This is a genomic window from Sphingobacterium allocomposti (assembly GCF_008124885.1).
Classification (GTDB): Bacteria; Bacteroidota; Bacteroidia; order Sphingobacteriales; family Sphingobacteriaceae; genus Sphingobacterium; species Sphingobacterium allocomposti.
In genome coordinates this window covers 66,551-81,089 of record NZ_VNHX01000018.1, presented here as the reverse complement: position 1 = coordinate 81,089, position 14,539 = coordinate 66,551, and the positions used below count along the sequence as shown (strand labels likewise).

General features: G+C 48.4%; 11 protein-coding genes. 6 read left to right on the top strand and 5 right to left on the bottom strand.

Going from position 1 to position 14,539, the window contains the following annotated elements; genetic code table 11:
- Positions 1-106 precede the first annotated feature (106 nt).
- Both nagB and BC792_RS13140 read right to left on the bottom strand, forming a co-directional pair.
- Positions 107-2,029 carry a glucosamine-6-phosphate deaminase gene (gene nagB / locus BC792_RS13145; protein WP_148909476.1) on the bottom strand — a complete coding sequence of 641 codons (1,923 nt, stop codon included), beginning with the start codon at positions 2,027-2,029 and terminating at the stop codon, positions 107-109.
- 123 nt (positions 2,030-2,152) lie between these two features.
- The gene (locus tag BC792_RS13140) at positions 2,153-3,316 is read right to left on the bottom strand and encodes a methionine aminotransferase (RefSeq protein WP_148909475.1); all 1,164 of its coding nucleotides are present in this window, start codon (positions 3,314-3,316) and stop codon (positions 2,153-2,155) included.
- 68 nt (positions 3,317-3,384) lie between these two features.
- Between BC792_RS13140 and BC792_RS13135 the strand changes: the two genes are divergently transcribed.
- Entirely contained in the window at positions 3,385-4,050 is a 666-nt protein-coding gene (locus BC792_RS13135; RefSeq protein ID WP_148909474.1) for a peroxiredoxin family protein, read from the top strand.
- Positions 4,051-4,091: 41 nt separating this feature from the next.
- On the opposite strand, the gene radA is transcribed toward BC792_RS13135, so the two are convergent.
- Positions 4,092-5,480 carry a DNA repair protein RadA gene (gene radA / locus BC792_RS13130; protein WP_148909473.1) on the bottom strand — a complete coding sequence of 463 codons (1,389 nt, stop codon included), beginning with the start codon at positions 5,478-5,480 and terminating at the stop codon, positions 4,092-4,094.
- 232 nt (positions 5,481-5,712) lie between these two features.
- On the opposite strand from radA, the gene BC792_RS13125 reads away from it, so the two are divergent.
- Both BC792_RS13125 and BC792_RS13120 read left to right on the top strand, forming a co-directional pair.
- Entirely contained in the window at positions 5,713-6,219 is a 507-nt protein-coding gene (locus BC792_RS13125) for an RNA polymerase sigma factor (protein ID WP_148909472.1), read from the top strand.
- Complete coding sequence (locus tag BC792_RS13120) at positions 6,219-6,839, top strand: hypothetical protein (protein WP_148909471.1); 621 nt, start codon at positions 6,219-6,221, stop codon at positions 6,837-6,839. Before BC792_RS13125 ends, BC792_RS13120 begins: the two co-directional genes overlap by 1 nt.
- Here the strand turns inward: BC792_RS13120 and BC792_RS13115 are convergent.
- On the bottom strand, positions 6,836-7,990 hold the full coding sequence (locus BC792_RS13115; protein ID WP_148909470.1) for a dipeptidase: 1,155 nt from the start codon (positions 7,988-7,990) through the stop codon (positions 6,836-6,838). The genes BC792_RS13120 and BC792_RS13115 overlap by 4 nt on opposite strands.
- A complete protein-coding gene (locus BC792_RS13110; RefSeq protein WP_148909469.1) occupies positions 7,987-9,720 on the bottom strand; it encodes a serine hydrolase domain-containing protein in 1,734 nt (577 codons plus the stop codon). The genes BC792_RS13115 and BC792_RS13110 overlap by 4 nt, the downstream gene beginning before the upstream one ends.
- 266 nt (positions 9,721-9,986) lie before the next feature.
- On the opposite strand from BC792_RS13110, the gene xseA reads away from it, so the two are divergent.
- The 3 genes from xseA (at position 9,987) to uvrA (ending at position 14,536) form a co-directional block, all read left to right on the top strand.
- On the top strand, positions 9,987-11,255 hold the full coding sequence (gene xseA, locus BC792_RS13105; protein ID WP_148909468.1) for an exodeoxyribonuclease VII large subunit: 1,269 nt from the start codon (positions 9,987-9,989) through the stop codon (positions 11,253-11,255).
- Between the two features lie 63 nt (positions 11,256-11,318).
- Entirely contained in the window at positions 11,319-11,540 is a 222-nt protein-coding gene (gene xseB / locus BC792_RS13100) for an exodeoxyribonuclease VII small subunit (RefSeq protein WP_148909467.1), read from the top strand.
- Positions 11,541-11,722: 182 nt separating this feature from the next.
- Positions 11,723-14,536 carry an excinuclease ABC subunit UvrA gene (uvrA, locus tag BC792_RS13095; protein WP_148909466.1) on the top strand — a complete coding sequence of 938 codons (2,814 nt, stop codon included), beginning with the start codon at positions 11,723-11,725 and terminating at the stop codon, positions 14,534-14,536.
- Positions 14,537-14,539: the final 3 nt, after the last annotated feature.

Here is a 14,539-nt window from a genome sequence, read left to right as displayed (position 1 = left end):
CGATTGTAACCAGATTGCATTGCCGTCATCCTTACTCCGTGCGGGGATGGTGACGACTTACTTAGAAGGCCGTCTATCGGGGTATACCGCTAGACGGCCTATCTTTTTAGTCAAATCTCCAGCGGACGAACGCTTCAATAGCTTCGTAATCCGCAAGTCCCAGTTTATGGTAAAGTTCAGCAGTCTCGCTCGTGCGGTCTTCCGCCCGCACCCAGAACTCACGGGGATCATCCCCCGGGAACACCGGCACATCTTTCTGCGACTGATGCTTAAAGATCGCTAGCCGCTTCCGTTTTACCTCCTGCGGCGATAGCGGCACGGCCATCTCAATCTCGTGTATCGGATATTCGTGCCAAGCTCCGCGGTATAACCATAACCAGCAGTCTTTTGTCCACTCGTCTGTTTTTGATAGGCGCTTCAGTGCTTCAAATAGGATATCAAAACACACCTTATGTGTTCCGTGCGGATCGGCGAAGTCGCCCGCCGCAAATACCTGGTGCGGCTTCACCTTACGCAGCAGCTCGATGGTCTGCTGAATATCGTCTTCGTAGGAGACGTCTTTGGAAAACTTTCCGCGATCGTAAAACGGAAGGTCCTGAAAATGAATGTTCGCGTCGGGAAGTCCCACAAAACGGGCCCCGGCAATGGCTTCTCCTTTACGGATAAGCGCTTTAATGGTACGGATAATCTCAGGGTCGACCTGGTTCGGCTGCTTGCTCTTGAAAAACTCCCGGGCTTCGTTATATATCCGTGTTGTTACGCCATTGTCGTCGTCGATCGCCTTGGCAAAATCCTGAACAAACTCCAGGTAGCGAAGTACGTCATCGTCCCACACAGCCGTGTTTCCAGACGTTTGGTACGCCACATGGACATTGTGTCCCTGGTCTGCCAGACGAATGAAGGTACCGCCCATTGAGATGACATCGTCATCCGGATGAGGAGAAAATAAAAGAACATTTTTTCGGGACGGCTCAGCCCTTTCGGGACGGCTTGAATCGTCTACCCCCGGTTTACCTCCCGGCCAACCCGTAATCGTGCGCTGGAGTTCGTTGAAAATCCGGATGTTAATGTTATAGGCGGGTCCCTTTTCTGTCACGAGCTGGGCCATACCATTGTTGTTATAATCGTCGTCTGTCAATTTCAGAATTGCCTTGTTAAGCTTTAGGGAAAGCCATACGACCGCTTTCTTAATTAACGAGTCTGTCCACACCACATCGTGTGCCAGCCAAGGCAGGTCGAAACGTGTCAGATGCGAGGCGGCGTCTTCGTCGAGCACGAATTCCACATGATCGGACAGCTGCAAATATGTGGCCGGAATATCAGATGATATCTCTCCCTCCACTGCTTTTTTTACTATCTCGGCTTTCTTTTCATTCCAGGCCATAAGAATGATCTCTTTGGCCTTAAATATTGTGCCCACGCCCATGGTGATTGCCTTGGTCGGCACATTTTCTTTCCCCCCGAAGTCGCGCGACGCATCACGGCGTGTAAGATCGTCCAGGATAACAAGACGGGTTCCGGAGTTGGGTGCTGATCCAGGCTCGTTGAAACCGATGTGTCCTGTCCGCCCAATTCCCAGGAGCTGAATATCGATACCGCCCAAAGCAGAGATCTTTTGCTCGTACGCCTCGCAGAACGCGTGTACCGCATCTTCCGGCAACGTGCCATCCGGAATGTTAATATTCTCGCGGGGAATATCGACATGATCAAAAAGATGCTTGTTCATAAACGTCACATAGCTCTGATCTGCGTCAGGTTTCATTGGGTAGTACTCATCCAAATTGAAGCTGACGACGTTCTTGAAACTGAGGCCTTCTTCACGGTGCAGGCGAACCAGCTCCCGGTACACCTTGATCGGCGTCGCTCCGGTAGCCAAACCCAAAACTGCCGTTTCACCTCTGCCCTGTTTCTCTTTGATGATTGCTGCTATGCGTCTAGCAACGTCGACAGAGGCAACCTCTTGATTGGGATATACCTTAACAGGAACACGTTCAAAACGCGTCTCCTCCAATAAGTTTAATCTTGCCATTAATACGGAATATTATATTGTTAACAACCTGAATAACAAATTTAACAATAAAACGATATGAAATCTAAAAAATCAGGCGAAATCAGGCAAAAAAATGCAGGAAGCGTCGTGCAATCGATTGTGCTATATCTTTAGGAGCCGGTCGACCGCTTGCTGCAGTGTGGGAATCGCCTTAGCGAAGCATAATCTTAGCAATCGCTGCTCGGTTGGTTCGCTATAGAAAGCCGATAGCGGTATCGCCGCCACTCTATATTCGGCGGCCATCTGCTTTGCAAATGCCAACTCAGACTGGCTGCTGATTTCCGAATAGTCTACCAGTAAAAAATATGTTCCTTCGCTGTGGTGCACACGGAAACGCGACGTCTCCAAACCTTTCGTCAGATAATCCCTTTTTTCCTGAAAAAAGGGGGACAAATATAAATAGTGCTCTTCCCGTTGCAGATATTCTGCGATGGCATACTGCATGGGTGTATTGACACTGAATACATTAAACTGATGCACCTTACGGAACTCCGCGGTCAGTGAAGGAGGAGCGACAACATAGCCCATTTTCCATCCGGTTGCGTGCAGAAGCTTCCCAAAAGACGCCACCGTGAAACTCCGGGAACGGAGCCCGGGAAACTGGAGCACAGAATAGTGTTTCCGACCATCAAAAACCATGTGCTCGTAAACTTCGTCGCTGAGGACAAATATGGAGGATTCCTGCAGTAGCTGCTCCAGGGCTTCTAAATCCTGCCGCGTAAGTACCTTGGTCGACGGATTATTCGGATTGTTTATAATAATTAACCTAGTGTGTGCGGTGATAGTACGGCGAACGGCTCCCCAGTCTATCTTAAAGTCCGGCCCTTTTAACCGGATCGGAACGACCCTGCCTCCACACAGTTCCACGCTGGGCCTGTATGAATCGTACGCCGGTTCGAAAATAATGACCTCATCCCCGGGACGTACTACGGCCGTGATCGCGGTAAACAGTGCCTGTGTTCCGCCGGCCGTAACCGTGATCTCCTCCTGAGGATCGACTGCCACACCGTATAACGTATCTACTTTCGCAGCCAATGTTTCCCTTAAGGGTAAAGCTCCCGCCATCGGCGCATATTGATTGTACCCTTTGCGCATATATCGATCAACCAGAGAGAGCAACTCCTCCGCTACCGGATAGTCGGGAAAACCCTGGGAGAGGTTCACGGCGCCGTGGGTTTCCGCCAGGGCTGACATCTGGGAAAAAATGCTCAAAGCTGTGGTGGGCAGCTTCGATTGGAAGAAAGGACTTTGAAACGTGGTAGACATTTTACATTTGAATTACTCCACTAAAGTAATAGATTATTTATATTTGGCCCATTAATTACGAAAGAAAGATGAAAAATCTACTATTCATGGCTTTGCTGTTATTGCCGGGCTTCATTTTTGCACAGACGAAGGAGGAGCTTATCGCTCAGGTAAAAGCGAACCCAAAGAGCATAGAAAGCTTAAAAACTATTCAGCGTGTCGGCGGGTACTACCCCGACTACAACGAATTAAACGGTCTATTTAAAGGTTTAGATAAATCCGTGCGCAAGTCTAAAGAGGGAAAAGCATTTGCGTACTATCTAAAGCGTTTGGAGGAATCGTCAGTAGGCAAAAAAGCGCCCGCGATTACGCAGCTGACGCCAGAGGGTGAGCCTTTTTCATTGTCCGACCTACGTGGAAAATATGTACTTATCGACTTCTGGGCGTCGTGGTGTCCGGACTGCCGGAGGGAAAATCCTAATCTCGTAAAAACGTACGCACAGTTTAAAGATAAGAACTTCGAGATATTAGGTGTATCGTTCGATCGGAAAATGGAAGATTGGGTGCGCGCCATTGAAACAGACAAGCTAACGTGGAAACACATTTCCGATCTGCAGGCTTGGCAAAATGCTGCCGGTACTTTGTATGGAGTGCGTTCCATCCCACAGAACATTTTGGTCGATCCCAACGGAATTATTATCGCCCGGAATCTCCACGGCGAAGCGCTTGACGCGAAATTACGTGAAGTATTATAGAACAACGGCCATGCCGATAATCGACGTGGCCGTTGCAGCAATTATCCAAACAAGGCACGGAACAGGTCTTCCAATGTAGCAAGCGGGCGGATAGCGATATCGTATTTTTTGGCGTCCAGCCCCTTGGTATTATACTTCGATATAAAAATTGATGCAAACCCCAGTTTTTCTGCCTCTGCAATACGCTGTTCTATCCGGTTTACGGCACGTATCTCCCCCGACAGCCCCACTTCGCCTGCAAACGTGACCTGCGTGGGCAGCGGTATGTCCTGCTGTGAGGATATGAGTGCAGCAACAACGGCCAGATCGATTGCGGGATCCTCGACACGCAATCCTCCCGCAATGTTCAGAAACACATCCTGCGCGCTCAGCCGGAATCCGAAGCGTTTTTCCAGAACGGCCAGCAACATACTTAGCCGTTTGGTATCAAAGCCTGTTGATGTCCGCTGTGGCGTTCCGAATGCCGAGTTGCTTACGAGCGCCTGCACCTCGATCATGATCGGCCGCACACCTTCAAGCATAGCTGCAATGGCAATTCCGCTCATTGGTTCCTCCCGCTGGGAAAGCATAATCTCCGAAGGGTTAGACACTTCCCGGAGTCCGGAGCCTTGCATCTCGTAAATACCGAGTTCGGACGAGGAGCCAAACCGATTTTTAACGGAACGCAGGATACGATACACGTGATGCCGGTCTCCTTCGAATTGCAGCACCGTATCGACCATATGTTCCAGCACCTTCGGGCCTGCTATAGAGCCATCCTTGGTTATGTGTCCGACGATAAACACCGGCGTACTGGTCTCTTTCGCAAACCGCAACAGTTCAGCAGTACACTCCCTGACCTGTGAAACGGATCCGGGAGCAGACTCTATCTGGGAAGAATGAAGGGTCTGTATAGAATCGATAACCACGATATCGGGCTGAACAACCTCGATCTGCTTAAAGATCTGCTGTGTGGACGTCTCGGTCAGTATGTAGCAGTTTGCGGTGGCATTTTGTACGAGCCGCTCGGCTCTCATTTTGATCTGCTGCTCACTTTCTTCTCCCGAAATGTAAAGAGTCTTCACCTTGGGAATACCCAGTGCGAGCTGGAGCATTAATGTTGACTTTCCGATACCCGGCTCACCACCTATCAGCACTAATGATCCTGGCACGATGCCGCCGCCCAGAACACGGTTGAACTCCTTGTCCGGAGTAGCCAGGCGTTGCTCATCCTGATAAACGATTTCGTTAATGATTGCAGCTTTATTAGGCCTTTTCGGCGACGATGTCACGTTTGCCGAACTACGCCACTCAGGGACTTTCGACCCTGCTTTTTCCACTATCTCTTCAACAAAAGAATTCCATTGTTTACAGGAGGGGCACTGACCCAGCCATTTAGCTGATTCATAACCGCAGTTCTGACAAAAATATGTCGATTTTGTTTTGGCCATTCTATTAAATTATTGTCGCGAAAGATAGGCTGACACAAAGGGTTCCATGAGCTTTCAGCGTTAGAGCCCGTCGGCTTTCTTTACACCTAAACCACTTCGGCGACGGAATATGCTGCGTTATTTTGTTTTGATGATAAAAATAGATACTTTCAGAAAAAAAGTCGGAAAAACTTTACAATTAATTGTGTCCAACGTGTAACTTCTTCTTACCATCTCCGACATATTAGCTGATATGACCAACGATCTGGAGAACGACTTTATCAATTTACTGGAAGAACATCAAAATATTTTCCATAAGATCTGTAAGCTATATACGGACGACGTCGAAGCACATAAAGACCTTTTCCAGGAAATGGCCATCCAGCTCTGGCATTCTTATCCTTCGTTCAAAGGAGACGCCAAATTTTCCACCTGGGCTTATCGCGTCGCACTGAACACTGCAATTTCGCTCCATCGCACGAAGAAGCGAAAGGTGGTCACGGTGGAGTGGGACAATTCCCTTCAGCAGGTACGCTATGAAGAGTACAATGATGAACAGGAAGAGCGGCTACGGTTTCTATATAAGGCGGTCAGGCAACTTAACGACATCGAAAAGGCGCTGGTATATATGTACCTAGAAGACAAAGACTATACAGAAATTGCCGAAACATTGGGAATAAGCGAAGTAAATGCGCGAGTCAAAATGAATCGGATCAAAACGAAACTGAAAAACATGTTAACCCAGCAAGGAGGTATATAATGGACGAACTGGATTTATTGAAACAACATTGGAATAACGAGGGCAATTTTCCAAAAGTAGACAAGGAGCAGATACGGCAAATGCTCCACCGGAGTTCTTCTTCCATTATAAAATGGATTTTTCTGATCAGCGTTATCGAGCTGCTCTTGGGGCTGGCCTTATTTTTTGTGGTAGGGCCTGAGGAAACCGAACACAGCCTGGTATATACCGTGGGCTATGTGGTATATGATATCATTTTCTACGCGGTAATCCTCTATTTTATTTATCAGTTTTTTTCGAGCTATAGACGGATAAAAAATACGACCAGCACAAAGGTGCTGCTGAACGCTATCCTGAAGACCCGACGGCATGTGGATCACTACATCCGGTTTAATATTTATTGCATTATTTGCTCATGCGTGTTTGTATCTGTCGAAAAGCTATTCCAGCGTTACCAGACAACGTCTACAGGACACTTTATTTTTACGGCAGTCCTCGTTGCTGTTCTGGTATCTCTTTTCTGCTGGCTATTTCTTTTCGTGGTCAAACTGTACTATAAACTCCTTTATCAGCGGCTCGTGAAGAAACTTAACAGGAACTACGATGAATTGACGAGCATGGAGCAGGAAGAGCCCGCCTAGTGTTCATTTTCCTTTAAAATCCGGAGAAAGTTGAGACCCATGATCTTAGCCACATCATCCTCGGCGTATCCCCGCTTTAACAATGCGTCAGTGAGCACCGGAAATTTTGAAACGTCTTCCAGCCCCTGCGGAGACGATTCTATCCCGTCAAAGTCGGACCCTACGGCCACGTGGGCTACGCCGATTTTCTTCACCAGATAGTCGATATGATCCAGCAATATGGAAAGCGGAGCGTCAGCCTGACGTTTCAATCTTAAGGGGAGCTTCTCATATTGCCGGGAGGCAGACAGCCGGTAGTCGCCTTTATTTCCATAGTACTGTCTATATAGCCTCTTCACCCGTGTCTCAAAATCGGGGTCCAGGAAACCCGAATAAAAGTTAACCCCGACGACGCCGCCATTTTTCTTTAAAGCCTCAAGTTGTTCGTCCTTTAAATTGCGATAGTGTGGCATCAAGGCATACGCATTGCTGTGCGACACTAATACCGGCTTCGAGGTTACGGCGAGGACATCGTAAAACGTCTTTTCTCCGGCGTGGGAAAGGTCGACCATCATGCCGAGTTCGTTCATCTTTCTGATCACGCTCCTTCCGAGTTCATTAAGCCCTTTCCCTTTGCTTCCTGCGGTTTTAACTTCCATAGCAGCAGCTGTTGCCCACGGCAGGTTATAGTTCCACGTCATGGTGAGGTACCGGGCTCCGCGTCTATACAGCGCCTCCAGATTCTCGAGCGAATTTTCAATCATATTACCTCCCTCTATGCCGATAATCGCAGCAATTTTACCGCTCCGTAGAATTTCCTCGATTTCCGTGCTGCTTTTCGCTATGGCGATAGCCTTCGCATGATCGCGAACCGCTTTTTCCAATGCGTCAATTTGCGCGTTGGCATGTTTAAATGCTTTCCCTTTACCGTACTTCTTGTCGTCGGACCACACGGCAAACACCTGTACATCCACCCCTCCTTCTTTGAGGCGGGGTAGGTCTGTGTGACCTACGGACATGCGCTCCCCGATATTACGTCCCTTCAACAGCGATTCATAAATAACATCGTTGTGCCCGTCTACGACGGTCAGGTGTTTGTGAAAATCGTGCGTCTGCGCATGCAGGGCCGATGATAAGAACATGGCAATGGCTATCGAAAGGTTGCGCTTCATCTTTTCGCTTCGTTAATTGTTTCGTAAATGGCATCCTGGATGCGGCTCCGGATATTGAGGTCCAAAAGCTTGGTAGTAACCTGTGGATGTACGCGGTTGGACAGGAAAATATATATAAGCTGATGTTTGGGATCGACCCAGATGCAAGTTCCGGTATAGCCCGTATGACCGTAAACGGCCTCATTAGCGAGCTTTGAGGGGTACTCCTTTTTAGGGTCGGGATCAGCGCGGTCGAACCCAAGGCCACGCCGGCTTGTCCTCGATTGTTTTGACGTAAACAGGTCCACCGTCTCCGGTTTGAAATACCGCACGCCACCGTATTCGCCGCGGTTTAACAGCAGCTGTCCAAATATAGCCAGGTCGTTCGCGGTAGCAAACAGCCCTGCGTGTCCCGCCACTCCGCCGGCCATTGCTGCGCCTTGGTCGTGGACATAGCCTTGCAGCAATACCTTACGAAAGGAGGTGTCGTGCTCAGTAGGCACAATTCTTTCTCTGGGAAAACGGGTTCTCGGATTATAGCCGGCCGTCTTCATCCCTATGGGACGGTAGAGTAGCTTCTGTACATATTCCTCCATAGGCTCTGCCGTCTCATGCTCTGCGATTTCCTTCATCACGTACATGCTGATATCGCTATACACATAGTTGCCAACAGGCTTTACCGGCGACGCTAACATTTCCGGCCACATGACGTCGCGATAATAGTTGTTTCTCAAGTAGGCGCTATCAGCCACTTTAACCTGGTGGTCGACATCGGGCTGCCGTTGTAGGTCGCCTTTTTTCAGATACCTATAAAACGGGATATATGGCGTAAAACCTGCCTCATGGAGCAGGACCCTCCGTAACGGGATATCCTTCTTGTTCGTCTCTTTTGCCTGCCAGAGGTATCTGCCCATTGTACTGTCCAGATGGATTACACCCGTTTCCTGCAGGTGCATTACAACCGGTGTCGTCCCCGCTATTTTGCTTACCGAAGCAAGATCAAAGATATCCGAGACCCGCGTAGGAACGTTCCCCGCGTACGTGTGGTGGCCGTATGCTTTTTCAAAAATGACCTGCCCACTTTTTATCGCCATCACCACCATTCCCGGAGCGGCGCGCTCGCGTATTGCCTCGGCAGCGATAGCATCGATTTTTTTCTCCATCCGGGAAACATCCAATCCGAAATTGGCTCCCCCCGCATATTGTATCCTCGTCTGTTCTGTTTTATTTGATCCCTGCGTAATGGCAAGGCCTCCAAATAGCGACATAGCAGCGTTAACCTGGGCCTGTGTTTGCATGCTTGGTACGGCCACTTCAACGGCCCCTTCGCCAAGAACACGGTTGTTCCAGGGCTGTCGGTTTCCGCCGTCGTCAAACCGCACAAGGACAACTTGTTTTTTGTTTATCAATGACTGCTTTACCATAAGCAGGAGATCGCTCCTCAGGTCCTGACTGGTTCCTGCAACGATGATCGTGTTGCAGTACTTCGTATTTTCATCATACCTGTTAAAATCGTAGCTCCTCACCTCGGCATAACGTTGAGCCACTTCAATGAACGCCTTGTACTTCTCAGGCATGGACGTGACGATAGCAATCTTATGTTGATCCAATCTTTTAAAAGGCAAAAGGTTGTTCACATTCCGTAAAAGCACCGTTTCGTTGGCTATCGTCTGGCGGTATTGTGCCTGGCTTCCTATAGCTAAGAAGAAAGAAGTCGCGCAGAATAAAAGACGTAAATAAAAAATCTTCATAATCGTGTAGGTGTGGAAAAAACGATTCTAGTTAAGTATTTATCAGTAAATATAAAAATAAAACGCAACAATCCGCATCCTAATCAATAAATTGCGATGGTCCTTGACACGCCCTACTGCTTTCTGTATAACAAACGGGGCGCGTTCAGCACATTCAGCCGATTTCGCTTTCGATCCAGCATAAATTTCAGTAAGTTTGGTTGTATGATAACGAAGGCACCATTGCCCTTAATTTGTTCACCCATTATAGTTGCCAGGTTTGAAATATGCCGGAGATTGCTGAAAACAGAACGATATTCTCTCTTTTAGAGGTATCCCGTAGCATTCAGAAAACGATCGGCGAACGCTACAAGAGTCTTTATTGGATAAAAGCGGAGATGAATAAGCTCAACTATTATTCGCATTCGGGACATTGCTTCCCCGAGCTGGTGGAGAAAACCGACGGCCGGATTGTTGCGGAAATGCGTTCCATTCTTTGGAAAGCCGACTACCAACGGATAAACCAGCAGTTTTTACAGCTGCTTAACGAACCTTTAAAAGACGGTATCACAATCCTTTTCCGGGCCGCTATTTCTTACGATCCCCTTTATGGGCTCAGTCTCAAGATTGTCGACATTGATCCAACCTTTGTATTAGGTGAACTCGAGCGGGAGAAGAGGGAAAGCATTCAGCGTCTTCAGGAGGAAGGCCTTTTTTTCCGGAACAAACGCTTACCGTTTCCGACGGTAGCCAAGCGCCTGGCCATTATTTCGGTCGAGACAAGCAAAGGGCTATCAGACTTTTTTAAAATTATTCACAATAATCCCTGGTCATACCGCTTCGAATATACGTTGTTCCCTGCGTTATTGCAGGGCGATAAGTCGATCCCATCTATTATAAACCAGCTGGCTGTCATCGCCGGGCGGATCGAACAGTTTGATGCTGTCGCTATTATCCGCGGTGGCGGTGGCGAGGTAGGGCTTTCTTCTTATAACAATTATCAGCTTGCTAAAGCCATTGCGATCTTTCCGATTCCCGTGATCACCGGGATTGGACATTCTACCAACGAGACGGTCAGCGAGCTGGTTGCGCACAAGAATGCCATCACGCCCAGCGAACTGGCCGACTTTCTCATTCAGCGATTTCATCAATTTGCGATACCGGTTGACGAAGCACAACGACGGCTCATCCAGGCGAGCCAGGCTTTGTTCCAACAGGAAAGCCGGCTGTTAGATCATCTTTCACAGTCTATTTCGTGGCATAGTAAGGCCGTTCTATCCACGCATTCACACCTCTTACACACGTTGACGGGCCGGTTGCAGCTCGTCAGCCGCCAACGGATAAGGGATCAAAAGAACGACCTCAACAGTATGGTCAGGCTTCTCCAGCTGGCAGATCCGAAACAATTGCTAAAAAGGGGGTTTAGCATTACACGCGTCAATGGTCAGGCGATTTCCAGCGAAGCGAACGTGAACATCGGCGACGAGGTGGAGACCATCCTGTTTAACGGAAGCTTCCGAAGCCGGATAACAGACAAGAACGACCTACACGAATAGAGCAGCAGCTTTTTGACGGGGAGCAAACGACTGCTTTTACTTTGACAACATAATAGAAAAGACATGGAACACAATGCATATACATATAACGACGCCTTTCAGGAGCTTCAGCTTATCGTTTCTGAAATCGAGTCGGGACAGATTAACGTAGACGAGCTAACAGACAAAATCCGCCGGGCCTCCGATCTGATCGCCGTCTGTAAAGCAAAGCTCACTTCGTCAGAAGCGGAAGTAGAAAAACTTTTAGCAAAGTTAGCCCAACAGGATAATACAGAGGATGAGTAGTTAGCCCGCCTAACGGACTAAGCGAGGACTCTTCAGTCAGACTGTATGTGGGAGAATCATTCTAACGGTGATTCGGTCCATTTTTTTGCGGGGTGTTATAGCTTCCTTAGAGCCGCCTAAAATGCGAGGCCACCCAAACACGTACGGACTGAAATCTAAGAAATTGATTACCTTTGTAAGTTATGTCAAATAAATCCGAACAAAACGCAAAATCCTATATTCAAATTAAGGGCGCGCGTGTAAATAATCTAAAAAACATCGATGTCAACATCCCGAAAAACAAGCTGGTTGTTATTACCGGCATGTCAGGTTCGGGGAAATCGTCGTTGGCATTTGACACCTTATACGCCGAAGGGCAACGACGTTATGTGGAGAGCCTTTCGTCGTATGCACGGCAGTTTATGGGACGGATGCACAAACCGGAGGTGGACTATATCAAAGGCATCGCACCGGCAATAGCTATCGAACAGCGGGTCATCACGTCCAACCCACGATCGACTGTCGGCACCTCAACGGAAATATACGACTACCTGAAACTATTATACGCGCGGGTTGGCAAAACGATTTCGCCCATCTCCGGAAAAGAAGTAACCAAGGACACGGTATCCTCTATTATTGATGAGCTTATGTCTTATCCGGAAGGAACCACGGTTACCATCTTCGCGGAGGTCATACCGCTAAATAAAAGAAAATTAAAAGAAGAACTGTCGCTTTTGTTGCAAAAGGGATTCGTGCGCGTCTTTTTTGAAGGGAAGATCCAGAAGGTCGAAAGCATCATCGAAGACACGGCCATCAAAAACAGAGACTTTAAAGCCGGCGAAGTTCAGATTGTCGTTGACCGCATCCGTCTGGATAAACAGGACGATACATATAGCCGTATCGCCGACTCTTTGCAGACAGCTTTTTTTGAAGGAAAGGGAGAATGCGACGTGGACATCGACGGCCACAAAAGGCACTATTCCGACAAGTTTGAACTGGATGGGATGACCTTTGAAGAGCCAACGCCTAACTTTTTCAGCTTCAACAATCCCTATGGAGCGTGTAAACGCTGCGAGGGCTATGGTAAAGTTATCGGTATTGACCCAGACCTCGTCATCCCGGACAAAAGTAAGTCTGTATACGACGGAGCCATTGCACCATGGCGCGGCGAAAAGATGGGCGAATGGCTGAACAAACTCGTCAAAAATGCGCTGAAGTTTGATTTTCCTATCCATCGTGCCTATGCAGACCTGACCAAAGCCCAGCAGGAGTTACTTTGGACCGGCAATAAGTATTTTGCAGGTTTAAACCAGTTTTTCGAGGAACTTGAACAACAAACGTATAAAATACAATACCGGGTTATGTTGTCCCGTTATCGCGGAAAAACCGACTGTCCGGAGTGTAAAGGCTCCCGCCTGCGGAAGGACGCTTCCTATGTAAAAGTAGGTGGCATGTCTATTACCGACGTTGTACTGCTTCCGCTGGATGAGGCGCTTGTCTTTTTTTCAAATCTGATCCTGACGCCGCATGAGCAGACTATCGCAAAAAGGCTGCTATCAGAAATTGTCAACCGGATTCAGTTTCTATGTGATGTCGGCCTGAGCTACCTTACGTTGAACCGGCTCAGCAACACGCTCTCGGGCGGAGAATCTCAACGGATCAATTTGGCGACGTCGCTGGGCAGCTCGTTGGTAGGGTCGATCTACGTACTGGACGAACCGAGTATCGGCCTTCATCCACGCGACACCCAGCGTTTAATTGGCGTTCTCAAGTCGCTCCGCGATGTAGGAAATACCGTCATCGTCGTTGAACATGAGCAGGAAATGATGGAAGCTGCAGACTACCTCATCGACATCGGACCTGAAGCCGGCATCAACGGTGGAGAGCTGGTCTTCGCTGGAACTTACGACGAAATCATTGCCGACAAAAAAAGCCTGACAGGGCAGTATCTGAACGGCAAATTAACTATTCCAACCCCTACACAAAGGCGGAGGTGGACAGATGCTGTCATCGTAAAAGGAGCACGCGAAAACAATCTCCAGGGAATAAATGTAGCGTTCCCCTTAAATGTGTTTACCGTCGTTACGGGCGTGTCGGGGTCGGGCAAAACATCCTTGGTCAAGCGGATTCTCTATCCCGCCCTGCAAAAGGCTATCGGACATTACGCCGGCGAACAGACCGGCATATTTGATGGACTTGAAGGCGATGTTACGCGGGTGGAACAGATCGAGATGATTGATCAGAATCCGATCGGCAGGTCGTCCAGGTCCAACCCTGTCACATATGTAAAAGGATGGGATGAGATCCGCGCTGTATACGCAAACCTTCCCGCAGCAAAGGCCGCGGGGCTCAAGCCTGCAGCCTTCTCTTTCAATGTCGAAGGTGGGCGCTGTGACGTTTGCCAGGGCGACGGCGAGGTCAAAATCGAAATGCAATTTATGGCAGACATCATTTTACCCTGCGAAGCCTGCGGGGGAAAACGCTTCAAGCAACATGTACTCGATGTGGCCTACAAGGGAAAGTCCGTAGCAGATGTTCTCGACCTGAGCGTAGATGAAGCCATTGAATTTTTTAGCGATCAGCCTAAGATAATAGCGAAGATTAAGCCTCTTCAAGATGTAGGCCTGGGATATGTAAAACTGGGACAGCCGTCGAGCACGCTGTCCGGAGGAGAAGCTCAGCGGATCAAGCTGGCATCCTTCTTGATCAAGGGAAATAACAGTAAAAAAACGCTGTTTATCTTCGATGAGCCGACCACGGGTCTGCATTTCCATGATATTCACAAATTAATTAAAGCTTTTGACGCTTTAATAGCTTTAGGTAATAGCATACTGGTTATCGAGCACAACATGGAGATGATCAAGACGGCCGATTGGGTGATCGATATCGGCCCGGAGGGAGGCAACAAAGGAGGCCGCTTGGTTTTTGAGGGAACACCGGAAGACCTGACAGACTGTAACGAATCTTATACAGGGAAGTTTTTGAAAAATCACCTACATTTATCACCGCGTTCTTAACAA

Coding starts and splice junctions, on each gene's coding strand:
- xseA (WP_148909468.1), top strand. CDS start 9,987: ATGCCGGAGATTGCTGAAAACAGAACGATATTCTCTCTTTTAGAGGTA.
- BC792_RS13125 (WP_148909472.1), top strand. CDS start 5,713: ATGACCAACGATCTGGAGAACGACTTTATCAATTTACTGGAAGAACAT.
- BC792_RS13120 (WP_148909471.1), top strand. CDS start 6,219: ATGGACGAACTGGATTTATTGAAACAACATTGGAATAACGAGGGCAAT.
- uvrA (WP_148909466.1), top strand. CDS start 11,723: ATGTCAAATAAATCCGAACAAAACGCAAAATCCTATATTCAAATTAAG.
- radA (WP_148909473.1), bottom strand. CDS start 5,480: ATGGCCAAAACAAAATCGACATATTTTTGTCAGAACTGCGGTTATGAA.
- BC792_RS13135 (WP_148909474.1), top strand. CDS start 3,385: ATGAAAAATCTACTATTCATGGCTTTGCTGTTATTGCCGGGCTTCATT.
- BC792_RS13110 (WP_148909469.1), bottom strand. CDS start 9,720: ATGAAGATTTTTTATTTACGTCTTTTATTCTGCGCGACTTCTTTCTTC.
- xseB (WP_148909467.1), top strand. CDS start 11,319: ATGGAACACAATGCATATACATATAACGACGCCTTTCAGGAGCTTCAG.
- BC792_RS13115 (WP_148909470.1), bottom strand. CDS start 7,990: ATGAAGCGCAACCTTTCGATAGCCATTGCCATGTTCTTATCATCGGCC.
- nagB (WP_148909476.1), bottom strand. CDS start 2,029: ATGGCAAGATTAAACTTATTGGAGGAGACGCGTTTTGAACGTGTTCCT.
- BC792_RS13140 (WP_148909475.1), bottom strand. CDS start 3,316: ATGTCTACCACGTTTCAAAGTCCTTTCTTCCAATCGAAGCTGCCCACC.